Source organism: Amycolatopsis sp. NPDC049688 (genome assembly GCF_040674975.1).
Classification (GTDB): Bacteria; Actinomycetota; Actinomycetes; order Mycobacteriales; family Pseudonocardiaceae; genus Amycolatopsis.
In genome coordinates this window covers 64,350-90,941 of sequence record NZ_JBFANY010000020.1, presented here as the reverse complement: position 1 = coordinate 90,941, position 26,592 = coordinate 64,350, and the positions used below count along the sequence as shown (strand labels likewise).

The 26,592-nt window shown below is 70.9% G+C and carries 22 protein-coding genes; 11 read left to right on the top strand and 11 right to left on the bottom strand.

Annotated elements, in window-relative coordinates; translation table 11 throughout:
* Positions 1–8: 8 nt before the first annotated feature.
* The 4 genes from AB0J55_RS40210 to hppD form a co-directional block, all read right to left on the bottom strand.
* Positions 9–4,682 carry a hypothetical protein gene (locus AB0J55_RS40210; protein ID WP_364261406.1) on the bottom strand — a complete coding sequence of 1,558 codons (4,674 nt, stop codon included), beginning with the start codon at positions 4,680–4,682 and terminating at the stop codon, positions 9–11.
* Positions 4,682–4,990, bottom strand: a complete 309-nt coding sequence (locus AB0J55_RS40205; protein WP_103337020.1) for a type VII secretion target — start codon at positions 4,988–4,990, stop codon at positions 4,682–4,684. The genes AB0J55_RS40210 and AB0J55_RS40205 overlap by 1 nt, the downstream gene beginning before the upstream one ends.
* Before the next feature lie 11 nt (positions 4,991–5,001).
* A complete protein-coding gene (locus tag AB0J55_RS40200; protein ID WP_364261401.1) occupies positions 5,002–5,547 on the bottom strand; it encodes a YbaB/EbfC family nucleoid-associated protein in 546 nt (181 codons plus the stop codon).
* Positions 5,548–5,669: 122 nt separating this feature from the next.
* Complete coding sequence (gene hppD / locus AB0J55_RS40195) at positions 5,670–6,869, bottom strand: 4-hydroxyphenylpyruvate dioxygenase (RefSeq protein ID WP_364261398.1); 1,200 nt, start codon at positions 6,867–6,869, stop codon at positions 5,670–5,672.
* Between the two features lie 109 nt (positions 6,870–6,978).
* On the opposite strand from hppD, the gene AB0J55_RS40190 reads away from it, so the two are divergent.
* Positions 6,979–7,452, top strand: a complete 474-nt coding sequence (locus tag AB0J55_RS40190) for an Lrp/AsnC family transcriptional regulator (RefSeq protein WP_364261395.1) — start codon at positions 6,979–6,981, stop codon at positions 7,450–7,452.
* Between the two features lie 4 nt (positions 7,453–7,456).
* Here AB0J55_RS40190 and AB0J55_RS40185 read toward each other — a convergent pair whose 3' ends face one another.
* The 3 genes from AB0J55_RS40185 to AB0J55_RS40175 all read right to left on the bottom strand — a co-directional run bounded on the left by AB0J55_RS40185 (position 7,457) and on the right by AB0J55_RS40175 (position 9,465).
* Entirely contained in the window at positions 7,457–8,269 is an 813-nt protein-coding gene (locus AB0J55_RS40185) for an MBL fold metallo-hydrolase (RefSeq protein WP_364261392.1), read from the bottom strand.
* A gap of 50 nt (positions 8,270–8,319) precedes the next feature.
* Positions 8,320–8,823, bottom strand: a complete 504-nt coding sequence (gene greA, locus AB0J55_RS40180) for a transcription elongation factor GreA (protein ID WP_033263569.1) — start codon at positions 8,821–8,823, stop codon at positions 8,320–8,322.
* Positions 8,824–9,018: 195 nt separating this feature from the next.
* Positions 9,019–9,465 (bottom strand): DUF4307 domain-containing protein, encoded by a 447-nt coding sequence (locus AB0J55_RS40175; protein WP_364261389.1) that lies wholly within the window; start codon positions 9,463–9,465, stop codon positions 9,019–9,021.
* A 134-nt stretch (positions 9,466–9,599) separates the two neighbouring features.
* On the opposite strand from AB0J55_RS40175, the gene mca reads away from it, so the two are divergent.
* A complete protein-coding gene (gene mca, locus AB0J55_RS40170; protein WP_364261387.1) occupies positions 9,600–10,517 on the top strand; it encodes a mycothiol conjugate amidase Mca in 918 nt (305 codons plus the stop codon).
* Entirely contained in the window at positions 10,514–10,855 is a 342-nt protein-coding gene (locus tag AB0J55_RS40165; protein ID WP_364261384.1) for a hypothetical protein, read from the top strand. The genes mca and AB0J55_RS40165 overlap by 4 nt, the downstream gene beginning before the upstream one ends.
* A 66-nt stretch (positions 10,856–10,921) precedes the next feature.
* On the opposite strand, the gene AB0J55_RS40160 is transcribed toward AB0J55_RS40165, so the two are convergent.
* Entirely contained in the window at positions 10,922–13,414 is a 2,493-nt protein-coding gene (locus AB0J55_RS40160; protein WP_364261381.1) for a polynucleotide kinase-phosphatase, read from the bottom strand.
* Positions 13,411–14,778, bottom strand: a complete 1,368-nt coding sequence (locus AB0J55_RS40155; RefSeq protein ID WP_364261378.1) for a 3' terminal RNA ribose 2'-O-methyltransferase Hen1 — start codon at positions 14,776–14,778, stop codon at positions 13,411–13,413. The genes AB0J55_RS40160 and AB0J55_RS40155 overlap by 4 nt, the downstream gene beginning before the upstream one ends.
* Positions 14,779–14,843: 65 nt before the next feature.
* Here AB0J55_RS40155 and AB0J55_RS40150 point away from each other — a divergent pair, with 65 nt between their 5' ends.
* The 5 genes from AB0J55_RS40150 to AB0J55_RS40130 all read left to right on the top strand — a co-directional run bounded on the left by AB0J55_RS40150 (position 14,844) and on the right by AB0J55_RS40130 (position 21,590).
* The gene (locus tag AB0J55_RS40150) at positions 14,844–16,811 is read left to right on the top strand and encodes a thioredoxin domain-containing protein (RefSeq protein ID WP_364261375.1); all 1,968 of its coding nucleotides are present in this window, start codon (positions 14,844–14,846) and stop codon (positions 16,809–16,811) included.
* Between the two features lie 85 nt (positions 16,812–16,896).
* Positions 16,897–17,454: a hypothetical protein gene (locus AB0J55_RS40145; RefSeq protein WP_364261372.1), complete on the top strand. Its 558-nt coding sequence runs from the start codon at positions 16,897–16,899 to the stop codon at positions 17,452–17,454.
* Between the two features lie 233 nt (positions 17,455–17,687).
* Positions 17,688–19,061, top strand: a complete 1,374-nt coding sequence (locus tag AB0J55_RS40140) for a glycosyl hydrolase family 28 protein (protein WP_364261369.1) — start codon at positions 17,688–17,690, stop codon at positions 19,059–19,061.
* An 80-nt stretch (positions 19,062–19,141) separates the two neighbouring features.
* Positions 19,142–21,031 carry an acyl-CoA dehydrogenase gene (locus AB0J55_RS40135; RefSeq protein WP_364261366.1) on the top strand — a complete coding sequence of 630 codons (1,890 nt, stop codon included), beginning with the start codon at positions 19,142–19,144 and terminating at the stop codon, positions 21,029–21,031.
* Positions 21,032–21,131: 100 nt separating this feature from the next.
* Positions 21,132–21,590: a hypothetical protein gene (locus tag AB0J55_RS40130; RefSeq protein WP_364261363.1), complete on the top strand. Its 459-nt coding sequence runs from the start codon at positions 21,132–21,134 to the stop codon at positions 21,588–21,590.
* Between the two features lie 48 nt (positions 21,591–21,638).
* Here the strand turns inward: AB0J55_RS40130 and AB0J55_RS40125 are convergent, their stop codons facing one another.
* Positions 21,639–22,400: a PRC and DUF2382 domain-containing protein gene (locus tag AB0J55_RS40125; RefSeq protein ID WP_364261360.1), complete on the bottom strand. Its 762-nt coding sequence runs from the start codon at positions 22,398–22,400 to the stop codon at positions 21,639–21,641.
* A 305-nt stretch (positions 22,401–22,705) separates the two neighbouring features.
* On the opposite strand from AB0J55_RS40125, the gene AB0J55_RS40120 reads away from it, so the two are divergent.
* Positions 22,706–23,179, top strand: coding sequence for a carboxymuconolactone decarboxylase family protein (locus AB0J55_RS40120; protein ID WP_364261357.1), 474 nt, complete (start codon positions 22,706–22,708; stop codon positions 23,177–23,179).
* 87 nt (positions 23,180–23,266) lie between these two features.
* Here the strand turns inward: AB0J55_RS40120 and AB0J55_RS40115 are convergent, their stop codons facing one another.
* Positions 23,267–23,908: a hemolysin III family protein gene (locus AB0J55_RS40115; protein ID WP_364261669.1), complete on the bottom strand. Its 642-nt coding sequence runs from the start codon at positions 23,906–23,908 to the stop codon at positions 23,267–23,269.
* Between the two features lie 111 nt (positions 23,909–24,019).
* Here AB0J55_RS40115 and AB0J55_RS40110 point away from each other — a divergent pair, with 111 nt between their 5' ends.
* Together AB0J55_RS40110 and AB0J55_RS40105 are read left to right on the top strand one after the other, a co-directional pair.
* The gene (locus tag AB0J55_RS40110; RefSeq protein ID WP_033263568.1) at positions 24,020–24,796 is read left to right on the top strand and encodes an isoprenyl transferase; all 777 of its coding nucleotides are present in this window, start codon (positions 24,020–24,022) and stop codon (positions 24,794–24,796) included.
* Between the two features lie 449 nt (positions 24,797–25,245).
* Complete coding sequence (locus AB0J55_RS40105) at positions 25,246–26,538, top strand: PhoH family protein (protein WP_003080241.1); 1,293 nt, start codon at positions 25,246–25,248, stop codon at positions 26,536–26,538.
* Positions 26,539–26,592: the final 54 nt, after the last annotated feature.

Below are 26,592 nucleotides of genomic sequence, written 5' to 3'. Positions count from 1 at the left end.
CGGTCGCATCAGGACGCTCCGGGCGGGGTGTTGGTGAAGCTGCGCAGGTGGACGATCGGCTTGCCGTCGGCGCCGACCTCGACCCACCGTACTTGGATGGTGTGGGGCACCAGCTCGCCGTCGTGCCGCAGCGGGAACACGTCGATGCCGTCGATCGTGCCCCCGTTCTTGAGGTGGTTGGCCAGGTCGGTTTCGAACGCGTACCAGTGGTCGGCCCCGGCCTGGTTGGGCCAGCCCTGGTTCTGCGGCCGCCACTGGGACATCATGTTGATCAGCTCGCCGGGGCCGCGGAACTGGTTGCCGGCGATGTGCCCGCCGTCGTAGAGCCCCATGCCCGCGCCGAGCCGGCCCGACTCGCCCTGCGCCGTGCCGTCCCGCCGGGAGAGCTCCCACTCGTCCGCGACCTCGGGCCGCTGCGAGTGGCCGTGCACGGTCTGGGACGGGCCGCCGTCGACGTGCGGGCCGGTCTGGTAGGTGAAGCGGCCGCCGTCGACGTCGTAGACCATGTTGGGCGCCGGGTTGTTGAGGTCCGGGTGGTGCGGCCGGAAGGTTTCGACCGCCGCGACGTTCCCGTTGGCGTCGGTCCAGTACACCGACCGGATCTGTTCGAACCGGTTCTGGCCGCTGCCGTAGCTGCTGTGCACGACGTACCGGGAGTTCGGCTCGAGGTCCGGGTGGCTGTCCAAAAAGGACCTGCTGCTGGGCAGGCGGACGTCGTGCTGCCGGGCGCCCTGGAACCGGGCGGGGTCGTGGAAGTCGTTCGGCACCCCGCCGGGCTCGAACCGCTGCCGCAGGTGGACTTCGGGGTTGCCCGGCAGGTTTTCGATGCCGCGCCAGTCCGGGTTCGTCCGGGCGATCCGGCCCGAGTCGACCTCTGCCCACCGGACGTGGCCGTTCGCGTCGGTGTAGAAGGCGCCGCGGTGGACGCCGTTGGAGTCGGTGACGTCGTACCGGCGGTGCGGTTCGTACGGCCCGCCCTCGGCGAAGGACTGCTTCGGGCCCGGGGCGTTCGGGTGGTTCCGGTCGATCTCGACCGTCGGGCCCTCGAAGTCCGGCCGGTGGTACTGCACCGAGGGGTGCGGCACGCCGTCGGCGTCGGTGTGGAAGGTCTGGTGGTGGCCGTCGATCTCCACCCGGTAGGTCGTGTCCGGGTGCGGGTGGGTGACGTCGGGGTTGGGGTGGTAGGCCGGGTTCGGGCTGCCGTCGGCCAGCCGCGGCGGCACGTTCGGGTGCGACGTGTCGATGTGCGTGACCCGGCCGGTGTCATCGGTGTGGTAGGTGCCGCGCGGGTTCCCGTCGGCGTCGACCACCTGGTAGGACCGGTTCGGCTGCAGCGGCTGGCCGTCCGGGAAGGGCTCCCCGGCGTGCGGCGGCCGCGGCGCGTCCGGGTGCGTGCTGCCCGGCCCGACCGGCACGTGCTCGCCGCCGGTCGGGGTGAAGTCCGTGCCGTGCTGCGGGTTCCGCCGGACCTCGGCCTGCCGCTGCGGATCGGTGAGGTCGTGTTCCTGCTGCCGCGACAGCGGGTTCCGGTCCTCGGGAACGTGCCGCGGCGCCGGGGCGTCGGGGTCGTGGTCCGGCGCGGGGTTCTGGCGCTGGCGAGTGTCGTCGTCCCCGCGGTGCCGGGCGCTATCGGCATCGACGTCGTGCGGCTCGTGGTGCCGCGTGTCCGGCGCGAACCCACTGTCCCCGGCGGCGTGCGTCGTGCCGTCGGGGTGGTGGACGCTCCATTCCCCGTCCGGCGGAATCCGCGGCCGCATTCGCCCATCGGGTCCGATTTCGTAGTCGGAGGAGAAGACTCGCCCGTGCGAGTCGGTCCACGCGGGTTTGCTGGGCGCGAGAACTTCGGTGTCGAGCTCACGGGAAAGCCGGTGCGCGAAGTCGTTCGAGCTCGCATCGCACCCGATCAGCCGAATCGGCCGGCCGTCGTAGTCCCCGTTGCGGCGCAGGACATCCGCGAATTCCTCGGGAGTGTAGAGGCGATCGCCGATCCGGGCGTGGCCATCGGGCGTGACGTGCACGTCGACGGTGTAGCGGCCGTCCGGATCGGGTTGGACGCGGTGCGGCAGATCGCCCATGTCGGGATCGCCGGCGTGGTAGGAGCTGCCGGAGGGGGTGCTTTCGGCGTGCCGGGCGTTGACCTCGTCCGGGGGGAGCGGGTCGTGGGGGGTCGGGGCGTCGGGGTCGGGGGGTGGGTTGTCGTGGTGGTGGGGGGTGTCGGTGTGGGGATCGGGGGTGGCGCCGCCGTGGGGATCGCCGGGGTGGGTGTGGCCGGGGCCTTGGGTGCTGGGCGTGGGGTTGCTGGGGTGGGTGTCGGGGCCGTGGGTGGCGGGTGCGGAGCTGCCTGGCCTGGTCTCCGGGCCGCGGGTGTTGGGTGTGGGGCTGCTGGGGCGGGTGTCCGGGCCGTGGCTGCCCGGCGTGGGCCCGCCGGGCCGGGTTTCCGGTCCGCGAGTGCCGGGCGTGGGCCCGCCGGGGCGAGTTTCCGGGCTGTGGGTGCCGGGGCCGAACCCGCGGGCCGCGGGGGCCGGGGCGTCGGGGGTGCGTGGGCGCCCGCCGGGCAGGTCGCCGCCGGGGCGGGGGCGGGCCGGGGCGTCGACGTGCGGGGCTCCGGGGCTGCCCGGGGTGCCGGTCCAGCCGCCACCGCCGCCGGGACGCGGCGAACCGCCGCCGAGCCCACCGCCGCCGGGCGCGCCACCTCCGGGCGGCATGCCGCCCATGGCCGGCTGGCCACCCTGCGGGGGAAGGCCGTCCCCGCCACCGCGCGGCGACGGCACCGAAGTCCCGGGCTCACCGGTCCGCGGAGCGGTGGGAGCGGTCCCGCTGGCCGAGGTGGAGCCATCGACCCGCGGTGGCGCGGCACTGCTCGGCGTATCGGCCCCGGAGTGCGCCCCCGGCCCATCGGTCCGTGCGGCGGGCGGAGCACCCCCATCGGCACGACCGGCCGAACCGGAGTGCGCGGGAGCCGCACTGCTGTCGCCGACATGCGACGGTGAGCTGTCCCCGGCCCTGGTGGGGGCGGGGTTGTTGTCGCCGACGTGCGACGGCGAGTTATCCCCGCTCCTGGTCGGGGCAGGGCTGTTGTCGCCGACGTGCGACGGTGAGCTGTCCCCGCTCCTGGTCAGGGCGGGGTTGCTGTCGCTGACATGCGACGGTGAGTTATCCCCGCTCCTGGTGGGGGCGGGGTTGCTGTCGCCGACGTGCGATGGTGAGCTGTCCCCGCTCCTGGTGGGGGCGAGGTTGCTGTCGCCGACGCGCGACGGGCTGTTGTCCCCGGCCCTGGTGGGGGCGGGGCTGTTGTCGCCACCATGCGACGGGGTGTTGTCTCCAGCCCTCGTAGGCGCTGGGTTGTTGTCGCCCACATGCGACGGCGAGTTATCCCCGCCCCTAGCCGGCGCAGGACTGTTGTCGCCAACGCGCGACGGGCTGTTGTCCCCGCCCCTGGTGGGCGCCGGACTGTCGTCGCCGACATGCGACGGTGAGCTATCCCCGGTGGAAGCCGGATTACTCTCGCCGACGTGCGACGGGCCGTCCCCGCCCCGCCCCGGCGAAGAACTCCCGTCCCCCGACCGTGTCGCGGACCCGCCGCCATCCCCCGAGCGAACCGCCGAAGGACTGCCGTCCGGCGACTCGTCACCCACAGGTGACGGGCCGTCCTCCGCGCGAGATGACGATCCGTCCCGGCCCGACCCCCGGCGAGAACCGGCCTCGGCACCCCCGTCCGGCGAGGAATCCGCCGGATCGGCACTCGGCGAATCACCGTCCGCGTGGCCGCCGTCGCCCGAGCCGCCCTCCCCGTGGGCGCGCGCATGGACCCCGCCGCCCTCCTTCGGGATCTTCCGGACGAAGCCGCCTTCCTTGACCTTCAGCCCGTCCAGTCCGCTGACCTTGCCCAGCACCTTCCCGAAGACCTTCGCGATCTTCTCGAACAGGTCCACCAGCTTCGACAGCAGCGGCGACACTTTCCGGATCGTGTCGGTCAGCTTCTTGAGCAGCTCCCCGATCTTCTTGCCCCACTTGGCGATCGCGGCCGTCGCCTGCGCCACCACGACCGGCGTGCCGAAGCCGAGGCTGAAGACCTCCTCCATCACCCACGCGATCAGCTTGCCGACCAGGTCCGCGATCAGCTGCCGCACGGTCTCCCGCACGAACGACACGACCTGGCCCATGATCATCGTGACCGTGCTGATCGCACCGGCCACGGTCGCCGCGCCCGACAATGCGTCCGAATGCTCGGCGGCAAAGGCGCGATAAGCGTCCGCGCCCGCCCCCGTCCAGCCCGTCGTGCCGTTCTTGACCGCGTTGTCGAAGTCCGTTTTCCGCTCGCCGAGCGCCTTCGAGACGTTGCCCCAGGTGTCCGCATAGGACTGGATCACCGGGGGGTTGCCCGCCACCGAGTCCAGCATGTCCTTCAGCGGCTGCACGTGCTCCATCAGGAACGACGCCACCGACGACATCAGGTACCCGAACGGGTCGATCGCCGCGCCGGCGATCTCCCCGGCCAGCGAAAGCATCCCGAGACCGCCGGAAACCCAGTCGCCGTCCTTGATGCCGTTGAACGCGTCCATCGACGACTCGGCGATGCCGATGCCGCCGGCCCAGCCGTAGTCGCCGTTGCCCGCCGTGAACGCGCCCGGCCCGTCCGGGTCCTTCTTGGCCTCCGCGACGAGCGGGTTCCCCTCGGGCATCAGGCACCGTCCACGGACTTGTTCAGGTCGTCGGCGACGCCGCCTTCGTACTTGTGGTACGCCGCCGCGGCCTCGCGGACCTTGCCCGACACCGCCGTCATCGCCTGCACGGCGTCCTTGAGCGCGTCGATCCCGTACTGCTCCACCGGGTCGAGCAGCATCCGGAACGGCTGGCAGAGGATGCCGTACGCGTCGGTCGGCATGCTCACCTGGTTCGCCGCGTCGACGGCCTGCTGCAGCCCGTCACCGATGGCGTCGAGCTGCTTCGCGTGCGCCGTCAGGTCGGTGCTGAGTTCCACATCCGTCATCGGTTTCCCCCTCAGGAAAGAATCGGCCCGCCGAAGTCGTCGTCATCGTCGTCGACCGGACGGCGGCGCCGCGGCGGCTGCGCGGGCGGCGCGGGCGGGGCCGGCGGCGTGCGCGGCGGCTCCTCGGTGTCCTCCGGCAGGAACCGCCGGACGCGGTCGGGCTCCGGGAACGCCGGCTCGGGCTCGGCCGGCGGCTCCGGGAACGTGCTCTGCGCCTCCCGGACGATCTCCGCCGCGGCCTGGTCGCCGGTGCCGGTGGTCTCGGTCATCGCCTGCTGCAGCAGCTCCGGGATCCGCGCCTGCGCCCGCTGCACCAGCTGCATGACCTGCGCCGACACCTCGGCCATCCGCTTCCCGGCCGCCGTCTCGGCGATGACGAGGTTCTTCAGCAGCCCGCGCGAGTCGATCGTCACCTGGACGGTGCCGTCCTTCGACCGCTCGGTGACCGTCTGGCCCTGCATGCGATCGGCCAGCGCCTGGTACCGGGCGGCGTTCTCCTCGAGCCGCTTGGTCCAGTTGTCGATCATCGCGTCGCTGGCGTCGATGCTGTCCGGCATCACGGCCCCTTCTCTCTGCTTCCCCACACTGACGGATCCCGGGGCCCATCGGTTCCCGGGAAACGCCAAAGGCCACCATAGGGGACCCGGAGGTGCCCGATGGTGGCCTTCGCCGAGATGGGTCAGAGGTTGCCGCGGCGCTCCTGTTCACGCTCGATCGCCTCGAACAGCGCCTTGAAGTTGCCCTTGCCGAAGCCGAGCGAGCCATGGCGCTCGATCAGCTCGTAGAACACGGTCGGCCGGTCGCCGATCGGCTTGGTGAAGATCTGCAGCAGGTAGCCGTCCTCGTCGCGGTCGACCAGGATGCTGTGCTCCTTGAGCGTCTCGATCGGCACGCGGACGTTGCCGATCCGGGCGCGCAGCTCCGGGTCGTCGTAGTAGGAGTCCGGCGTGTCGAGGAACTCGACGCCGGCGGCGCGCATCGCCGTCACCGTCGCGATGATGTCGTTGGTGGCCAGCGCGATGTGCTGGCAGCCGGCACCGTCGTAGAACTCGAGGTACTCGTCGATCTGCGACTTCTTCTTCGCCACGGCCGGCTCGTTCAGCGGGAACTTCACCCGGTGGTTGCCGTTCGAGACGACCTTGCTCATCAGCGCCGAGTACTCGGTCGCGATGTCGTCGCCGACGAACTCCGCCATGTTCACGAAGCCCATGACGCGGTGGTACCAGTCGACCCAGTAGTCCATCTTGCCGAGCTCGACGTTGCCGACGCAGTGGTCGACGGCCTGGAACAGACGCTTCGGCGCCCCCTCGGGCCGCTTGACCGTGCTCTCGCGCGGCTCGTAGCCGGGCAGGTAGACACCGGTGTAGCGCGACCGGTCGACCAGCGAGTGGCGGGTTTCGCCGTAGGTCGCGATGGCCGCCATGCGGACGGTGCCGTGCTCGTCGGAGACGTCGTGCGGCTCCTCGAGGATGGTCGCGCCCTGCGCGCGGGCGTGCTCGACGCACTTGTCGACGTCGGTGGTCTCCAGCGCCAGGTCGATGACGCCGTCGCCGTGCTTGCGGTGGTGGTCGAGCAGCGGCGAGTCCGGCTTCACGCCGCCGGTGATGACGAACCGGGCCGAGCCGGACTTCAGCACGTAGGACTTGCGCTCGAAGACCCCGGTTTCGGGACCGGAGTACGCGACGAGCTGCATCCCGAACGCGATCTGGTAGTACCAGGCGGTCTGGGTGGCGTTGCCGGCGATGAACACCACCGCGTCCATGGCCTTGACCGGGAACGGGTCGGCCGTGGCGTCGTGATCGACGAGCCCGACCAGCTGACGCAGCTGGTCGTAGCTGACGTCGTCGAGGGCACCCTGGGGTTCGGCAGTCTGGGTCATACCTCGAAGGATCATCCCTTCGAGTCAAGATGCGCAATGGTCTCCGATTTTGCTGGACAATCTGACCAGTGTCTGCCCGGAGACGGCGGTCATCGTGGACAATCTGTGCATGTCCGAGAACCTGGATGCGCTGGATGCGCGACTGCTGTTGCTGCTCACGGACTCACCGCGCCTCGGGGTGCTGGAGTGCGCGCGCCGGCTGGGCGTCGCCCGCGGCACGGTCCAGGCGCGCCTGGACCGCCTGACCGAGCGCGGCATCCTCGGCGGCTTCCCGCCGGAGCTCGACCTGGCGGCGATGGGCTACGGCCTGACGGCGTTCGCGGTGCTGGAGATCGCGCAGGGCCGCCGCGCCGAGGTCGCGGAGGCCCTGGCGGCGATCGACGAGGTGTGCGAGGTCCACGCGACGACCGGCCAGGGCGACCTGTTCGTCCGCATGGTGGCCCGGGGCAACGACGACCTGCAGCGGGTGATCGACGAGGTGGTCGGCGTCCCGGACGTGCTGCGGACGTCGACGTCGATCGCGTTGTCGACGCCGGTGCCACCGCGGGTCCGCCCCCTGCTGGAGCGGACCGCGCGGGGCTGACGGCTCAGCCTTCGCCGGCGACGTGGGCCAGGTAGCGCTTGGCCGAGCGCTGCACGACCTCGGAGCCGTCGGAACGCACGATCGCGTCCCACCACGCGCCGTAGATCGTCTCGAAGCGGTAGCCCGCCAGCAGCTCCGCCGCGCGCCGGACGACGTGCGGGCGCTCGGGGATCAGGTTCGGGTAGCTGTACATGAAGCCCACGTGCGTCCGGTCCGGGATGACCTGCACGATGTCGCCGGTCAGCAGCGCGCCCTGCCCGTTCTCGCCGTCCGGCCAGTGCAGCACCGTGCCGCCGTCGAAGTGCACGCCCAGGTTGATCAGCCGCAGGTCGTCGGCCACGTCGAGCGTGGTGCCGGACCACAGCTTCACCGCCGGGTCGGGCCGCCCGATCCACTGCTGGTCGGCTTCGTGCAGGTAGACCGGCACGTCGAAGGCGCGCGCCCACTCCACCATCGTCGTGTAGTAGTGCGGGTGGCTGATCGCGATGCCGGTGATCCCGCCCAGTTCGCGGACCTGTGCCACCAGCGCGTCGTCGAGGTAGGCCGCGCAGTCCCAGAGGAAGTTGCCGGAACGGGCCCGCACCAGCAGCGCGCGCTGCCCGATCGCGAACCCGGGGTTCGAGCCGACGCCGACGATGCCCGGGCCCTGTTCCTCGATCCGCGGCGCGTACGTGCCGCTCGCGCGGAGCGTGGCCAGGTTCGTCCACTGCTGCCCGGACTGCGGGACGTACTGGCGCTCGTCCTCGCAGATCGGGCAGTCGTCGCGGGCCACGGCGTACTGCATGCCGCAGGCCTGGCACATCGGTTCGGTGCTCACGGTCTCGTCCTCCCAGAATGTGGATCCTGGGAGGACACGCTAGCCCGTGCTCACTTCTCGTCGGTGTACGGAACCGCCTTGACGAGCGTCACCTTCTGGACCTTGCCGTTGGGCAGCTCGTACTCGCGGGACTCGCCCTCCTTGGCGCCGAGCAGGGCCTTGCCCAGCGGCGACTCCGGGGAGTACACGTCGAGCTCGCCTTCGGCGCCCTCTTCGCGGGTGGCGAGCAGGAACTTCTCGTCCTCGTCGTCACCCTCGTAGCGGACGGTGAGCACCTTGCCGGGGCCGGCGGTGCCGTCGTTCGCGGGCGCCTCGCCGACCTTGGCCGAGCGCAGCAGCTCCTGCAGGTGCCGGATGCGCGCCTCGGCCTGGCCCTGTTCTTCGCGGGCGGCGTGGTAGCCGCCGTTCTCCTTGAGGTCGCCCTCTTCGCGGCTGTCGTTGATGCGCGCGGCGATGACCGGACGATTCTCGATCATTTCGTCGAGCTCGTGCTTGAGCCGGTCGTAGGCATCCTGGGTGAGCCAGGTCACCTTGGTGTCGCTCACGGTCACCATCTCCTCGTCGGGCCTGCCAGGCTTGCGTGTTCAAGCCGGCCCACGCGGGCGTAGGTGCCCGCGTGGCTGAGATAAAGGAAAAACACGGCCCGTCGCGGGCCGTGCTGAGGGCTCAGAGTATCACGGCGCGAGAGGTCGACGCCCGTTATTTCCCCGCGCCCTGGGCGTTGAGCGCGCGGTTCACCCCGTTGGCCGCTATGGGGTTGACAGATAGCGTGGTATGTCGTACGAGCAGCCGAATACGTCTGCAGTAACCGGTTCCCCGATGCTCTTGATCGTCGTGCTGATCCGGTCGTACTTCGCGCCGGCGGGAATGAGGAGTTCCTTGCGGCCGCTCTCGGCGCCGGTCTTGTCGCGGACGCGGACGACGCACACGCCCGGCCTGCTGTCGTCGTCTCGGGTGACGTTCAGGGTGATTTCCATCGCGTTGCCCGGTTTCGCGCTGAACGCGATGCGCTCGGCGTCGATCGGCGCCGAGCCGAGGTTGACGTACGCGACCCACGCGATCAGGCCGCTGACCAGCAGGGCGATGGCCAGGAAGAGCCAGCGGCGCCAGCGCCGCGACGCCGTCGCGCGCCCGGTGCCGTACCGGCCTTCGGGCAGCGCGGGGGCGCTGGCCGTTTTCGCCGGTCCGCCTGCCAACCCGGGCCTCCTGCTCGTTCTTGTCGTACCCGTCTGGACAATGGTGGTGCGGGTACGACCCGAGTATCCGCCCGCTGGGTGGGCGGCCCGCAGGTGGGTCGCGGAATAAGGGCAGAAGGGGAGTCGTTCGGAGCATGGTGGACGCCGACGAGCTGAGGAAAACCGCCAACCCGCGCCTGCGCATGATGGCCGTGCACGCGCACCCCGACGACGAGTCGAGCAAGGGCGCCGCCACGATGGCGCGCTACGCCGCCGAGGGCCACGAAGTGCTGGTCGTCACCTGCACCGGGGGCGAAGCCGGCAGCATCCTGAACCCGGCCATGGACCGGCCCGACGTGCTGGCGAACATGACCGAGATCCGCCGTGAGGAGATGGCCCGCGCGGCCAAGATCCTCGGGGTGAGCCAGCGCTGGCTGGGCTTCGTCGACTCCGGCCTGCCGGAGGGCGACCCGCTGCCGCCGGTGCCCGAGGGGTCGTTCGCGGTCGTCCCGCTGGAGGAGTCCACCGAGGCGCTGGTGCGCGTGATCCGGGAGTTCCGCCCGCACGTGATCACCACCTACGACGAGAACGGCGGCTACCCGCACCCCGACCACATCCGCACCCACGAGGTGACGATGGCGGCGTGGGACGCGGCGCCGGACCCGGAGCGCTTCCCCGACGCCGGCGAGCCGTGGCAGCCGCTGAAGCTGTACTACATGCACGGCTTCTCGAAGGCCCGGATGATGGCCTTCGACGCGGCGCTGAAGGAGGCCGGGCTCGAGTCGCCGTACACCGAGTGGCTGGCGAAGTGGGACCCGGATCGCGCCGATGTGATGGAGCGGGTGACGACCCGAGTCGAGTGCGGTGAATACTTCGAGGTGCGGGACGAGGCGCTCAAGGCGCACGCCACGCAGATCGACCCGAACAGCCGCTGGTTCTTCGTCCCGTTGGAGATCCAGCGCGAGACCTGGCCGACCGAGGAGTACGAGCTGGTCAAGTCGCTGGTCGACAGCACGTTGCCGGAGGACGACCTGTTCGCCGGCATCGGCCTCGAGGAGAAGGTGAACACATGAGTCTGACGCTGCCGGCCGGCGTGGCCCTCCCGGTGACCGCGTCGGCCCTGGTGTGGGCGCAGCAGCCGGGCAACGGCGACAACGGCGGGCAGGGGGAGGACTTCGGCAAGTCCTCCCCGGTCGGCTTCCTGGTGCTGATCCTGTTCCTCATCGCGGTGGCCTTCCTGGTCCGCTCGATGACCAAGCACCTCAAGCGCGTCCCGGCCAGCTTCGACGACCCGCCGGCCGAGGAGCAGCCCGAGGCGGCCGAGACCCCGGCTTCCGCCCCGGCCCCGGCCCCGGCTCCGGCTCCGGAGAAGAAGCAGCCGAACGGCGCCTCCTCGGCCAAGTCCGACTAGCCAGGCCCAAGCGCCCCCATGTGGCGTTGGTTGCGTCCAACGCACCGAACGCCACATCGGGGCGCTTCAGAGCCGCGGGTCCACCGGGTCCGACTCCAGCGCGAGCACCGCGAACACGCACTCGTGCACCCGCCACAGCGGCTCGGCCCGCGCGACACGCTCCAACGCCTCCAGCCCCAGCGCGTACTCACGCAGCGCCAGCGTGCGCTTGCGGTTCAGCCCCCGCTTGCGCAGCCGTTCCAGGTTCTCCGGCAGCGTGTAGTCCGGGCCGTAGATGATCCGCAGGTACTCGCGCCCGCGCACCTTCACGCCCGGCTGGACCAGCCCGCGCGTCCCCCGCGTCAGGTTGCCCGCCGGCTTGACGACCATGCCCTCGCCGCCGTCCGCCGTCAGCTCCTCCCACCACGAGACGCCCCGTGCCATCGACGCGGTGTCCGTCAAGTCCACTTCGAGGGTCCGGGTCGGCTGGAACCGCGGTCCGTGCAACCGCTTCAACATCGACAGGTGCCACGCATGCGGCCGGTCGTGGTAGGCCATCCCCTCGGACGCCAGCAGCTGGAACGGTGCCAGCCGGACGCCGTCCAGCCCCGATGTCGGCCAGCAGTAGCGCCGGTACGCCGCCCGGTAGGCGTCCACTGCGGACGAACGGATGGCCGTCCGCGCCAGCAGGTCCGAGACGTCGATGCCCCGCGCGGCCGCCGTCGTCAGCGCCGAGACCGCGGACGGCAGCACCGCCTGGGCGGCCGCGCCCACCGACGCGTACTGGTCCGCGATCAGCGAGCCGGCCTTCGCGCTCCACGGCAGCAGCTCGGCGTCGAGCAGCAGCCAGCCCGAACCCAGCTCGTCGAACAGGCCGGCCGCCGCCGTCCGGACGTCGGCCAGCAACGAAGCGTTCTGGGCGGCCGAGAAGAACGGCCGGCCGGTCCGCGTGTACACCGCGCCGCCGCCGCGGATGCCGAAGCGGCGGTACGCCACCTCCTCGTCCCGGCAGACCAGCACGACGGCGCGCGAGCCCATGTGCTTCTCTTCGCACAGCACGGTTTCGACGCCGGCCGCCCGGTACTCCGCGAACGCCTCCTCCGGGTGCTCCAGGTAGTCCGCCCGCGACGACGTCGAGCACGGCGCCATCGTCGGCGGCAGGTACGCCAGCCAGCGCGGGTCGACCGCGAACCGGCTCATCACCTCCAGCGCCGCCGCCGACTGCTCCGCCGAAACGCCGACGCGGCCGTGGTGCGCGGTCTGCACGATCCGCTTCCCGGTGACGTCGGCCAGCTCCAGCACCGCCGGCTCGCGCCCGCCCAACGGCCGTGAAGCATCGAGCGGGCGCGAAGGCTCGTACCAGACCCGGTGCGCCTTCACCGAGACGACTTCACGCTCCGGGTAGCGCAGCGCGGTCAGCTTCCCGCCGAACACCGCGCCGGTGTCGAGGCACATCGTGTTGTTGACCCACTCCGGCTCCAGCGTCGGCGTGTGCCCGTAGAGGACCATCGCGGAGCCGCGGTAGTCGCGGGCCCACGGCAGCCGCACCGGCAGGCCGTACTCGTCGGTCTCGCCGGTCGTGTCGCCGTACAGCGCCATGCTGCGCACCCGCCCGGACGCCCGCCCGTGGTACCGCTCGGGCAGCCCCGCGTGCGCGACGACGAGCTTGCCGCCGTCGAGGACGTAGTGTGCGATCAGCCCGTCGCAGAACTCGTGGACCCGGCGGCGGAACTCCTCGCTCTCGGCGCCGAGCTGCTCCAGCGACTCGGCCAGCCCGTGCGCGACGTTGACCTTCCGCCCGTGCAGCGCGCGCACCAGCTTCTGTTCGTGGTTCCCGCACACGACCAGCGCGTTGCCGGACGACGCCATCGCCATCACCCGGCGCAGCACGCCCGGGGTGTCCGGGCCGCGGTCGACGAGGTCGCCGACGAACACCGCGGTCCGCCCGTCCGGGTGCACGCCGTCGGCGTACCCCAGCTCGGCCAGCAGCTCCTCGAGCTCGGCCGCGCAGCCGTGGACGTCGCCGATCACGTCGAACGGCCCGGTCAGCTCGCGCTTGTCGTTGCGCAGCGGCTCGACGACGATCTCCGCCTCGGCCACCTCGGCCTCGGACCGCAGCACGTGCACGCGCCGGAAACCCTCGCGCTCCAGCGACTTCAGCGACCGCTGCAGCTCGCCGCGCTGCCGCCGGACCACGTGGTCGCCGAAGTCGCGGTCCGGCCGCCCGGCGTTGCGCGCGACGCAGACGCCGAGCGGCAGGTCGAGCACGATCGCCGTCGGCAGCACGTCGTGTTCCTTCGCCAGCTTCACCAGGCTCGCCCGCGACGCGCGCTGGACGTTCGTCGCGTCGATGACGGTCGTCCGCCCGGCCGCGAGCCGCTTCGCCGCGACGTAGTGCAGCGCGTCGAAGGCGTCGGCGCTGGCCGACTGGTCGTTCTCGTCGTCGGCGACGAGCCCGCGGAAGAAGTCGCTGGAGAGCACCTGCGTCGGCGCGAAGTGCGTGCGCGCGAACGTCGACTTGCCGGAGCCGGAAGCGCCGACGAGCACGACGAGCGCCATGTCGGGGACGGTCAGCTTCACGCGGCCACCTCCTTTTGGGTGGTGAAGACCGCCAGTTGGGTCGGCGGTCCCGATTCCTGGTCCTCCGGTCCGATCGGCAGGTACCGGACGTCGTAGCCGCGCCGGGTCGCGACGCCGTCCGCCCAGGCGCGGAACTCGGCTCGGGTCCATTCGAACCGGTGGTCGGCGTGCCGGAAATGCCCCGTTGGCAGGAACTCGAACAGCCGGTTGTACTCCGCGTTGGGCGTCGTGACGAGCACCGTGCGCGGCGCCGCGACCCCGAACACGGCGTGTTCCAGCGCGGGCAGCCGCTCCTCGTCGACGTGTTCGACGACCTCCATGAGCACGGCCGCGTCGAACCCGGCCAGCGCCGGATCGGCGTAGGTGAGGGCGGACTGCCGCAGCGTGACGCGGGAATTGTCCTTCAGCCGCTTCTCCGCGATGGTCAACGCGCTGCTCGAGACGTCGACGCCGACGATCTCGGTGAACGACCGCTCCTGCTCGAGGACGCGCAGCAGTGCGCCGGAGCCGCAGCCGAGGTCCAGCACGCGCCGGGCGCCCGTGGCCCGCAACGCGGCGAGCACGCTGCCGTGACGCTGCGACGCGAGGCTCTCCGGCTTGTCCGGCACCTCCGTGACCAGCGCTTCGGCCTCCGCCGGGACGTCGTTCGCCTCGGCCAAGCGAGAAAGCGCGTACGCGACGACCGGGCGGCGCCGCTCGAGGTAGCGGTTCGTGATGAGCGTCCGCTCGGGGTGCCCGGCGAGCCAGCCGTCGCCGGCGCGCAGCAGCTTGTCGGCCTCGTCCTGGCCGACCCAGTAGTGCTTGTCGCCGTCGAGGGCGGGCAGCAGGACGTACAGGTGGCGCAGCGCGTCGGCGACCCGGTGGCTGCCGGTGAGCGTCAAGTCGACATAGCGACTGTCGCCCCACTGCGGGAACTGCGGGTCCAGCGGGATCGGCGTCGCCGAAACGCGCCAGCCGAGCGGCTCGAACAGCTTGTGCACGACCTCGGCCCCACCGCGCGCGGACAGCGACGGCAGCTTGATCTCCAGGTCGAAGGCCTCGTCGACCAGCTCCGGCCGCGCCGAACAGCGGCCCGCGAGCGCCGTCGTGAAGGCGGCCCGCAGGGCGACCGCGAGGTACGAGCCCCCGGCGTACGGCCGGTCGTTGACGTACTGGGTCAGCGACGTCCCGCCCCCGCGGACGAGCTCGACGGGATCGATCTCCACGAACAGCGCCACGGTGCACCGGCCGGCCGCGGCCTCCGGGTAGAAGACGTGCGCGGTCCCGGCCGACAGCACGACCGACTGCGCCTTCTCCGGGTGCTTGTGCAGGAGGAAGCCCAGGTCGGTGGCGGGGTTCCGGGTCGTGGTGATGGTCAGCAACACCGGATCAGTGTGGCGGAGCGGCCGGTGACCGCGCGCCCGGTTTTCCCGGGTGCGACCCTGGATCCATGAACCGCCTCGCCAGCGCGACCAGTCCGTACCTGCTCCAGCACGCCGGAAACCCGGTCGATTGGTGGCAGTGGGGGCCCGACGCGCTCGCCGAAGCGCGGCGGCGGAACGTGCCTATCCTGCTCTCCGTCGGCTACGCCGCCTGCCACTGGTGCCACGTCATGGCGCACGAGTCGTTCGAGGACGCCGGGACCGCGGCCCTGATGAACGCGCACTTCGTCAACATCAAGGTCGACCGCGAGGAGCGGCCGGACATCGACGCCGTGTACATGGCCGCCACCCAGGCGATGACCGGGCAGGGCGGCTGGCCGATGACCTGCTTCCTGACCCCGGACGGCGAGCCGTTCCACTGTGGCACCTACTACCCGCCGTCGCCGCGGCCGGGGATGCCGTCGTTCCGGCAGCTGCTGGCGGCCGTCGCCGAGGCGTGGCAGGGCCGGCCGGACGAGCTCCTGGACGGCGCCAAGCAGGTCGTGGCGCACCTCGCCGGCCAGAGCGGGCCGCTCAAGGAGTCCGTTGTGGACGAAGCGGTGCTCGCCGGGGCGGTCGGCCAGCTCCAGCAGGAGGCGGATCCGGTCAACGGCGGGTTCGGCCGCGCCCCGAAGTTCCCGCCGTCGATGGTCCTGGAATTCCTGCTGCGCCACCACGAACGCACGGGTTCCGCGGTGGCCTTGTCCCTTGTGGACAAGACGGCCGAGGCGATGGCCCGCGGCGGCCTGTACGACCAGCTGGCCGGCGGCTTCGCGCGTTACTCCGTCGACGCCGAATGGATCGTGCCACATTTTGAGAAGATGTTGTACGACAACGCGTTGCTGCTGCGTTTCTACGCTCACCTCTGGCGGCGCACCGGCTCGGCGACCGCCCTGCGGGTCGCCACCGGAACGGCGCAGTTCCTCTTCGAGAGCCTGCGGACGTCCGAAGGCGGCTTCGCGTCTTCGCTGGACGCGGACACCGAAGGTGTCGAAGGCCTGACGTACGTCTGGACGCCGTCGCAGCTGCGTGAGGTGCTCGGTGACGACTCCGCCGCCGAGCTGTTCGGCGTCACTCCCGAAGGCACCTTCGAGAAGGGTGCGTCGACGTTGCGGCTGTTCGGCGACCTGCCGGAGCCGATGCGCGTCAAGCTCCTGGAGGCGCGCGCGAAGCGGCCGCAGCCGGGCCGGGACGACAAGGTGATCGCGTCCTGGAACGGCCTGGCGATCACGGCGCTGGCCGAGGCAGGCGTGGCGCTGGATCGTCCACAGTGGATCGAATGGGCGGTCGCCGCGGCCGGGCTGCTGCTGCGCGTGCACGTCGTGGACGGCCGACTGCGGCGCAGTTCGCGGGACGGCGTCGTCGGCGAATCCGCCGGCGTGCTGGAGGACTACGCCTGCGTCGCCGACGGCTTCCTGACCCTGCACCAGGCCACGGGGGAGGCGAAGTGGCTCACCGAAGCGACCCGGCTGCTCGACCTGGCACTGACGCACTTCGCGTCCCCGGACGTCCCGGGCGCGTACTTCGACACGGCCGACGACGCCGAAACGCTGGTCCAGCGCCCGGCCGACCCCGGCGACAATGCGAGCCCGTCGGGGGCGTCCGCGCTGGCCGGGGCGCTGCTGACAGCGTCCGCGCTCGCGGGGTACGACAGCGCGGCGCGGTATCGGGAGGCGGCCGAGCAGGCGCTGCGCCGGGCCGGGGTGCTGGCCGGGCGGGTGCCGCGGTTCGCCGGGCACTGGCTGTCGGTGGCGGAGGCGCTGCAGGCGGGCCCGGTGCAGGTCGCGGTGGTGGGCGCGGACGCGTCGCTGCGGCTGGCCGCGGCCCGCGGCGTGCACGGCGGCGGCATCGTGCTGGCCGGCGAGCCGGACGCGCCGGGCGTGCCGCTGCTGGCCGATCGTCCCCTCGTCGACGGCGCCCCGGCGGCGTACGTCTGCCGGGGTTACGTCTGCGATCGCCCGGTCACCTCGGCCGAGGAGCTGGCCGCCCAGCTCTGATCGCCCTGGGAGAACGCGGTGTCTGCGGTCGTGTTTTCGGCGTAGCTTCGGTAGCGATGTAATCATGTAATCGCGGAGGTGCGACATGGGACGAGGATGGCGTGGAGGCCGGGGCTGGCAGCAGGCCGAGGTCCCGTCGGCGGACGACGCGGCGGCCTGGTTCGGCGGCCGCCTGCCCGACGGCTGGTTCACGGGCGCACCGGAGGTCACGGTCGACCGCGAAGAGATCATCGTGGTGGGCGAGCTCCAGCCGCTGACGGAGGAGTACGCGGACGACGCAGCCCGCGCGGCGGCCGAGGACGGCCGCATCAGCCGGTTCCGCGAGGAGACGCGCGACGAGCGCATCGAGATCGCCCGCCAGGCCGAGCACCGCTACCAGCGCAAGGTGGCCTGGGGTGCGCGGCTGGGCGGAACGACGGCGCTGTTCACGACGCACTCGGCCCCGGTGATGACGCGCTTGCGCCAGCCGGAGCGGTTGGTGCTGGACACGTTGGTGGACGCGGGGGTGGCGCGGTCGCGGTCGGACGCCCTGGCGTGGGCGGTCCGGCTGGTCGGCCAGCACGCGGACAGCTGGCTGGGCGAGCTGCGCGAGGCGATGAGCAAGGTGGACGACCTGCGTTCGAAGGGGCCGGACCTGGCCTGAGCGGAGGCGGGGTGCCGCCCCCTCGGCGGCACCCCACGGTTCGCTCGGCAGCCGGGCTGCGGCGGCGGGGCTGCGGTGATGGCCCCTGCCGCCGCGGCGTGATCGGCGGGTTCGGTTTCGCCGATCACGCAACCCTGGACCTGGAGCCACTTCCGCGCCTAGAGTTCGTCGTGCCCGCGGTCCGTACCGCGGTTCCGCCGTCGCACCACGTCTTCCCCGTGAAGGAAGTGTCCATGGACGGCAGGTTCACCCGGCGGCAGCTGATCAAGGGCGGGCTCGCGGTGGCGGCGGTGCCGCTGCTCCCCGCCGTCGCGTCGGCGGCGCCCCGCATCGATGTTCCCGCGCTCCCGTGGCCGGCGGCCAACGACATCGTCGCGAACACGACCATCCCCCTCTTCCCGGACCGCAGTTTCCCGATCACCGGCTACGGCGCGAAGAACGACGGCAAGACCGACAACACCGCGGCCATCGCGAAGGCGATCGACGCCTGCGCCGCGGCCGGCGGCGGCCACGTGGTCGTGCCGGGTGGCGGCAGCTTCCTCACCGGGGCCATCGCGCTCAAGAGCAACGTCGACCTGCACCTCGAATCCGGCTCGGTGCTGAAGTTCAGCGGCGACGCCTCGAAGTTCCCGAACGTGCTGACGCGCTACGAAGGCATCGAGTGCGTCAACCACTCGCCGATGATCTACGCCTACGGGCAGAAGAACATCGGCCTCACCGGCAGCGGCACGCTCGACGCGGCGGCGACGTCGTCGTGGAACAAGGGCAGCGACCGGGCGTACCTGGAAACGCTGGTGGCCAAGGGAACCCCGCCGGAGAAGCGGGTCGTGCCGGGCTCGGGCCACAGCATGCGGTCGGCGTTCGTCGAACCCTACGCCTGCGAGAACGTGCTGATCCAGGGCGTCACGCTGAAGAACTCCATGTTCTGGCAGCTGCACCCGACGCTGTGCCGCAACGTCACGGTCGACGGCGTCAGCACCGACCCCAGCACCGCGCACAGCAACACCGACGGCTGTGACCCGGAATCGTGCGACCACGTGGTCATCGCCAACTGCACCCTCGGCGCGCACGACGACAACATCGCCATCAAGTCCGGCCGCGACGCCGACGGGCGCCGGGTGAACATCCCGTGCCAGAACCTCGTCGTGGTGAACTGCGTGATGAACGGCAACTGGGGCGCGATCACCTGCGGCAGCGAGCAGACCGGCGGGATCCGCAACGTCTACGCCTACAAGCTCACCGTGAAGGGTGACACGAAGTTCGCGCTGTACGTGAAGTCCAACACGCTGCGTGGCGGGTTCTCCGAAAACATCAACCTCGACAGCGTTTCCGGCACCTTCGCGCGGAACTTCGTGTACGTGACGTCTACCTACAACAGCCAGACCGGCAGCTACGTCCCGTCGTTCGGGCCGGTCACGATCAGCAACTGTTCGAGCACGAAGATCGCCGGCAAGACGTTCGACGTCAGCGGGCTTTCGAACGCCCACGTGCACGGGTTCGCCGTGGCGAACTCCACGTTTAAGGGCGTGGCCGACACGTCGAACACGCTGAAGTACGTGGACAACGCCCGCTTCACGAATGTGACGGTGAACGGGAAGCCGATCTGAACCTGCGGGATCGGCGGGGCTGCGGCAGGCTTACTACCAACGAGTAGGAAGCCTGCCGTTCGTCCTTTCCGGAGGTAGCCGTGGACGTTCCCGAAGTGCCCTCGAAGGTGGATCCGGACGCCCTGACCGCCGTCCTCGACGGCCGCTGGGCGCAGCTGCGCCGCGGGGTGCGCGCGCAGATGGCCGAGGCGAAGTTCCAAGACCCGGTGGACCTCGGGATCGAGGCGCACCGCGCCCAGGTGCTCGACCAGCTGCGGGCGCTCGCCGCCACCGACCGGCCCGGCCTGGGCTTCGACCCGGCGTACGGCGGCGGTGGCGACGTCGGCGGCTCGGTGACGTCGTTCGAGATGCTCGGCTACGGCGACCTGTCGCTGATGGTGAAGGCCGGCGTCCAGTGGGGCCTGTTCGGCGGCGCGGTCCAGCTGCTCGGCACGCAGCGGCACCACGAGCGGTACCTGCGCGCGATCATGGACCTCGACCTGCTGGGCTGCTTCGCGATGACCGAGCACGGCCACGGTTCCGACGTCCAGCACCTGCGCACCACGGCGACCTTCGTGGACGGTGGCTTCGTCATCGATACGCCGGACGCCATGGCACAGAAGGAGTACATCGGCAACGCGGCCCGCGACGGCCGGATGGCAGTCGTCTTCGCGCAGCTGGTCGCCGGCGGCGAGTCCAGGGGCGTGCACGCGTTCATGGTGCCGATCCGGGACGAGAGCGGCGCCCCGATGCCGGGAGTGTCCATCGAGGACTGCGGCCCGAAGGCCGGCCTCAACGGTGTCGACAATGGACGGTTGAGCTTCGACCACGTCCGGGTTCCGCGCGAGGCCCTGCTGAACCGCTTCGGCGACGTCGCCGAAGACGGGACGTACTCGAGCCCGATCGAAAGCGACAGCCGCCGGTTCTTCACCATGCTGGGCACGCTGATCCGCGGCCGGGTGAGCGTCGGCGGCAGCGCGGGGAGCGCGACGAAACGCGCACTGGCCCTGGCGATCCGCTACGGCGAGAAGCGGCGGCAGTTCATGACCCCGGACGGCGACGAGGTCGTCATCCTCGACTACCTCGGGCACCAGCGGAAGCTGCTGCCGGCGCTGGCGAAGACGTACGCGCTGCACTTCGCGCAGGAAGAGCTCGTGGCGAAGCTGCACGACATCGACTCCTCGGCGCCCGAGGAGGAGCAGCGCGAGCTGGAGTCGCGGGCGGCCGGACTGAAGGCGCTCAACACCTGGCACGCGACGGCGACGATCCAGGCCGCGCGCGAGGCGTGCGGCGGCTCGGGGTACCTCGCGGAGAACATCCTGCCGGGCCTGAAGGCCGACACCGACGTCTTCACGACGTTCGAAGGCGACAACACCGTGCTGCTGCAGCTGGTCGCGAAGGGCCTGCTGACCAGCTACAAGCAGGACTTCGAGGACCTCTCGCCGCTGGCGACCGCCCGGTTCTTCACCGACCAGGTGGTCAACGCGTTCCTGGAGCGGACGTCGGTGCGCAAGGCGCTCGAGTCGCTCACCGAAGGATCCGACTCGGAGGTCTTCTTCCGCCGCGAGTGGCAGCTTCGGCTGTTCGAGGACCGCGAGCAGCACGTCGTCGAAGGCGTGGCGAAGCGGCTGCGCAAGGCGGCCGAAGACCCGTTCGGCGTGTTCAACTCGGCGCAGGACCACGTGCTGCGCGCCGGCCGCGTGCACGTCGAGCGGCTGGTGCTGGAGGCGTTCGCGGCGGCCGTCGAGCGCTGCGAAGACCCGGACGCCCGGACGCTGCTCGAGCGCGTCTGCGACCTGTACGCGTTGTCGGCGATCGAAGAGGACCTGGCGTGGTTCCTGGGCCACGGCCGCCTCACGGCGTCCCGCGGGAAGGCCGTGACATCGGCGGTCAACCGGCTCTGCTCGGAGCTGCGCCCGCACGCGCGCACGCTGGTGGACGCCTTCGCGATCCCGGAGCAGTTCCTCGCCGCGCCGATGCTGGTGTCCTGATCGGCCGGTTTGGGCGTTTCCCCAGGTGGGGCGCGGTAAAGCGGCTCGCGCACGTCATCTAGCGTTGCGCGTCCGCACCGCTCTCCCCGAAGGAACCCCCATGGGCGCACGCCGCGAAAGACGCTTGCTCGAAACCGCCGCACCGATGATGCAACCGGGCGAAACGCCCGAAGTGATCGCGATGGCCAAGGTCGGTTCGCTGCGGAAGGTGCTGGGCCGGCACTTCGCGCTCGCCGCCGCGACCGCGGTGCTGAGCGGCGGCACGATGTTCTCGATCACCACCCAGCGCGAGCTCTACCTGCTGCTGACCGATCGCCAGCTGTTGTTCTTCGAGGCCGACGCCTACACCGGCGGCCCGGGCAAGGCGCTGTTCGGCGTCCCGCGGACGCACGTGGCGATCACCGAGCCCCGCGGCGGCTTCCTGCTGAAGTTCGAGCTGTACGTCCACGGCTGGGACCAGGCGATGACGTTGTCGATGCCGCCGTTCCCGCCGTCGCTGCGGAAGAAGGGCCGGCAGCTGGTCGCCGGCCTGCCGCGGCTGCAGCCCGAGGTGGGGTGACCCGGGTGGGTGGCCGGTATCGGGGACCGGCCACCCACCCGGGAGCCTTCAGGAGCGCCGGTGCTTGCGGTCGTCGTCGCTGACGTCGAACTGCTCCTTGCGCACCTTGCCGGACACGGTCTGCTCGTCGGTGACCGTCTCGGTCCGCAGCCGCGCCCGCTCGACCGGCACGGTTTCCTTGCGCACCACGGGCTTTTCGGCGTGCAGGACGACGTCCTGCTCGGCCTCGCCGATCTCCGCCCGGCCGTCCCCGCGGGTGACCGGCTCCCGTTCGATGCGCACCTCCTCGTGCCGCACCGGCACGGTGACCTGCTGCTCTTCGGTGACGACGTACTTGCGCAGGCGCACGTGCCCGGTCTCGACCTGCTCGGTCCCGACGTTCAGCCGCTCCTCGGAGCGCGTCATGCTGCGGTCGTCGCGCTTGTCCCGCCGGCCCATGGCGTCCCGGCCCGCGGTGTTCTTGCCGCGGTCCATCCGCCCGTCCGCCGAGCTGCGCGGCACCGGCAGGCCGTAGTGGCGGTAGAGCTGGGCGCTCTCCTCGGGCGAGAGGTGCCCGTCGGCGTCGATGCGCGGCGCGTCGGAGACGCTTTCCTTGTCGACTTGGACGTGCACACCGTCCTGGTCGGTGTGCGCGCCGGAGAGCGGGACGAAGCTCTCCTTGGTGCCGAACAGCCCGGTCCTGACGGTGATCCACTCCGGCTGGTGCGTCGCGTCGGCGAGGTAGACGTTGCCGACCTTCCCGAGCTTGTTGCCTTCGGGATCGACCACGGCGCTGTCGATGAGTTCCTGCGGCTGCATGGTGCTGGCCATCGCGGTCGCACTCCTTCCACGCATCGGTTCCTGGTCCGGCCCACGGTCGGCCGTCCCGGTGCGGGCGGCAACCGTCGTGGTGTCCCCGTGGGTGACCCCTGAACGTGAGCGTTTGAAGCGTTCCCCGCTGGTCAGGCGGTGGCCGGGGCCCAGGTGGAGCCCAGTGCCCACGGGTGACCGGCCGCCGCGGCCGTGGCGCGAAGGTGTGGACCTGGAACCGGGTGACCGGCGTCACGTGCGCGGCTGTCACAACGCCGTCGGCGGGCTCGTCAAGGGGGTGAAGCAGACGATGAAAGGGGAACACCATGGAAGCGCGGCTCAACATGTTCGAGAACGAGATCGCCGGCAAGTTCGTCAAGCGCCTGATCGCGGCGTCGCGGCCGATCGAGGAGTCGTCGCTGCCGCACGCGACGCAGGAGCTGGTGAAGATCCGCGCGAGCCAGATCAACGGCTGCGGGATGTGCCTGGACATGCACACGAAGGACGCGGCGGCGGCCGGCGAGACGGCGGTCCGCCTGGCGATGGTGGCGGCGTGGCGCGAAGCGGTGGTGTTCACCGAGGCGGAGCGCGCGGCGCTGGCGCTGGCGGAGGAGGGAACCCGCTTGGCGGACACGCACACGGGCGTGACCGACGAGACGTGGGCAGCGGTCCGCAAGCACTACGACGACGAGCAGATCGGCGCGCTGATCGCCCTGGTGGCGACGATCAACGCGTGGAACCGGCTGAACGTGATCGTCCGCAACCCGGCGGGCGAGTACCAGCCGGGGATGTTCGGGTGAGATTTCCCGCGTTCATGGTGAAACTGCCCGGAGTGGTAGCCCGGGGCCCCGCACTCGAACAGAGTGCGGGGCCCCGTTCCGGGAAACCTAGGCGTACATGGCCAGCCAGATCGCGATGTAGTGCGAAACAGCGGCCAAAACAGTACAAGCGTGGAAATACTCGTGGTACCCGAAGGTGTCCGGCCAGTGATTGGGCCACTTCACGGCGTAAAAAACCGCGCCCAGCGTGTAAAACAACCCGCCGACACACAACAGCACCAGAGCGGCAACCCCGGCATGCGAAGCCAGCTCAGGGAAGACGAACACCGCAACCCACCCGAGGGCGATGTAGATCGGCACCCCCAGCCACCGGGGAGCATTCGGCCACAGCATCTTCAAAGCCACCCCGGCGATCGCCCCGCCCCAGACGATCGACAAGATCACGTACCCGGTCGGCTTCGACATCGCCAGCAACGTGAACGGCGTATAAGTCCCGGCGATGAACAAAAAGATCATCGAGTGATCGGCGCGTTTCATCCACTTGTACGCCCGCGGGCTCCAGAACCGCCGGTGGTACAACGCACTGACCCCGAACAGCCCCAGCACGGTCAGCCCGTACACCGACGTCGCCAGCGCAGCAACAGGCGACACAGTGGACGCTGCCAAACTGATCAGCACCGCCGCCGCGGCCACCGCGCCGAAGAACGTCCAGAAGTGGATGTGCCCGCGCAGCCGCGGGCGGAGGTCCACCACCGGCTCGGGTTCCTTCGTCACGCTCACCCCTCCAGGTTACGGGAGCGTAGGTTCTCCGGCAGTGCTCAAGTCACACGCCTCACACCGAGGTGCGTAGGCTGACTCGACGTGAGTGTTCGCTCGTTCTTGTCCGACGTCGTGTACAGCGCCTACGGCAGGCGCCTCATCCAGCAGGCCGCCGGCCGGCATCCGCGGCACATCGCCATCATGCTCGACGGCAACCGCCGCTGGGCCCGGGAAGCGGGCTTCACGGACGTTTCGGACGGGCACCGGGCCGGTGCGAAGAAGATCGCGGACTTCCTGAGCTGGTGCCAGGAGGCCGAGGTCGAGGTCGTCACCATGTGGCTGCTGTCCACCGACAACCTCAACCGCGACCCCGACGAGCTCACCCCGCTCCTGAAGATCATCACCGACGTCACCGACGAGCTCGCCGCGCCCGGGACGCCGTGGCAGCTGCGGATCGTCGGCGCGCTCGACCTGCTGCCCGCCGACGTCGCGAAACGCCTGAGCGAGGCCGCCGCCCGGACCGAAGGGCGGACCGGGATGGAGGTCAACATCGCCGTCGGGTACGGCGGGCGGCAGGAGATCGCCGACGCCGTGCGCAAGCTGCTGCGCCAGCACGCCGACGAGGGGACGTCCATTCAGGAGCTCGCGAAGATCCTGGACGTCGACCACATCTCCGAGCACCTCTACACCTCCGGCCAGCCGGACCCGGACCTCATCATCCGCACCTCCGGTGAGCAGCGGCTTTCCGGCTTCCTGCTGTGGCAGTCCGCGCACTCGGAGTTCTGGTTCACCGAGGCGTACTGGCCCGCGTTCCGGCGGGTCGACTTCCTGCGTGCCATGCGTGACTACGCCTGGCGGCACCGCCGCTTCGGTTCGTAAAGCGGCGGAAAACCCGCTGGTCAGAGGCATCGAACCGCACCGAGAGTTGATTTCGGACGACCGACGGTGAGATGACGATCTGGCGAATCACCGTGTTGGCTCCCTGCGCGCCGCCGGATTCGTGGGTACCTTCCGAGGTGAGGGCGCGCGTTCCGTGCGGGTCCTCGCGGGAGGCCCTGGTCGTGGCGGTGATCGAGGGGGCGGCTCAGCCGCCCACGAGACGCTCGAGGGGGCCGGCACCCGGCCCTCGTGGCCGCGCCACCTGACCCCGGTCAGGAGGAGTGGTCCAGCCAGGGAGGTGCCCGGCCCAGCGAGTGCGGGCGTGAGGTGCACACGCCCTCGAGGGAGATGCCGTCGTGACTGCGCAGCGTTTGCCCCGCAAGGCCTCTGGCCACTCTTCGACCGGTGCCGTTCCCGGCCCGGAGAAAGCGCCCGTATCCCAGCAGCACATGTACGTGCTCGACACGTCGGTCCTCCTTTCGGACCCGTGGGCCGTCACTCGGTTCGCCGAGCACGCCGTCGTGCTTCCGCTGGTCGTCATCAGTGAACTGGAGGCGAAGCGCCACCACCCGGAGCTGGGCTGGTTCGCCCGGGAATCCCTGCGCATGCTCGACGACCTGCGCCGGCAGTACGGCAGGCTCGACGCACCGCTCCCGATCGGGGACCACGGCGGCACGCTGCAGGTGGAGCTGAACCACTCGGACCCGTCGGTGCTGCCGTCCGGGTTCCGGACCGACTCCAACGACCACCGCATCCTCGCCTGCGCGCTCAACCTCGCGGCCGAGAACCAGGCGGTCACGCTGGTGACGAAGGACATCCCGCTGCGGGTCAAGGCCGGGGCCGTCGGTCTCGAGGCGGACGAGTACCGCGCGCAGGAAGTGACGCCGTCGGGCTGGACCGGCATGGCGGACGTCGACGTCCAGCAGGAAGTGCTGGACGCGCTGTTCGGCGGCAGCACCGTCGACCCGGTCGAGTGGGGCATGGACGAGCTCGCCGAGCTGCCCTGCCACACCGGGCTGCGGCTGCTCGCGGGCAGCTCCAGCGCGCTCGGGCGGATCACGGCGGACAAGCGCATCCGGCTGGTCCGGGGCGACCGCGAGGCGTTCGGCCTGCACGGCCGCAGCGCCGAGCAGCGCGTCGCGCTGGACCTGCTGCTCGACTCCGACGTCGGGATCGTCTCGCTGGGCGGTCGCGCCGGTACGGGCAAGTCGGCGCTCGCTCTCTGCGCCGGCCTGGAAGCCGTCATGGAACGCCGTCAGCACCGCAAGGTCGTGGTGTTCCGCCCGGTCTACGCGGTCGGCGGCCAGGACCTCGGCTACCTGCCCGGGTCCGAGAGCGAGAAGATGCAGCCATGGGCGCAGGCGGTGTTCGACACCCTCGGCGCGCTGGTCAGCCAGGACGTCCTCGACGAGGTCTTCGACCGCGGCATGCTCGAGGTGCTCCCGCTGACCCACATCCGCGGCCGGTCGCTGCACGACACGTTCGTGATCGTCGACGAGGCGCAGTCGCTGGAACGGAACGTCCTGCTCACGGTGCTCTCGCGGCTCGGCACGGCGTCGCGGGTGGTGCTCACGCACGACGTCGCCCAGCGTGACAACCTGCGCGTCGGACGGCACGACGGCGTCTCGGCGGTGATCGAGAAGCTGAAGGGTCACCCGCTGTTCGCGCACGTCACGCTGACGCGCTCGGAGCGGTCGCCGATCGCCGCCCTGGTCACCGAAATGCTGGAGGACCACGGCTGATCCCTGCGCCCGGTCGTGAGTGGTAAGGCGAGTCGGAACTCGCCTTACCACTCA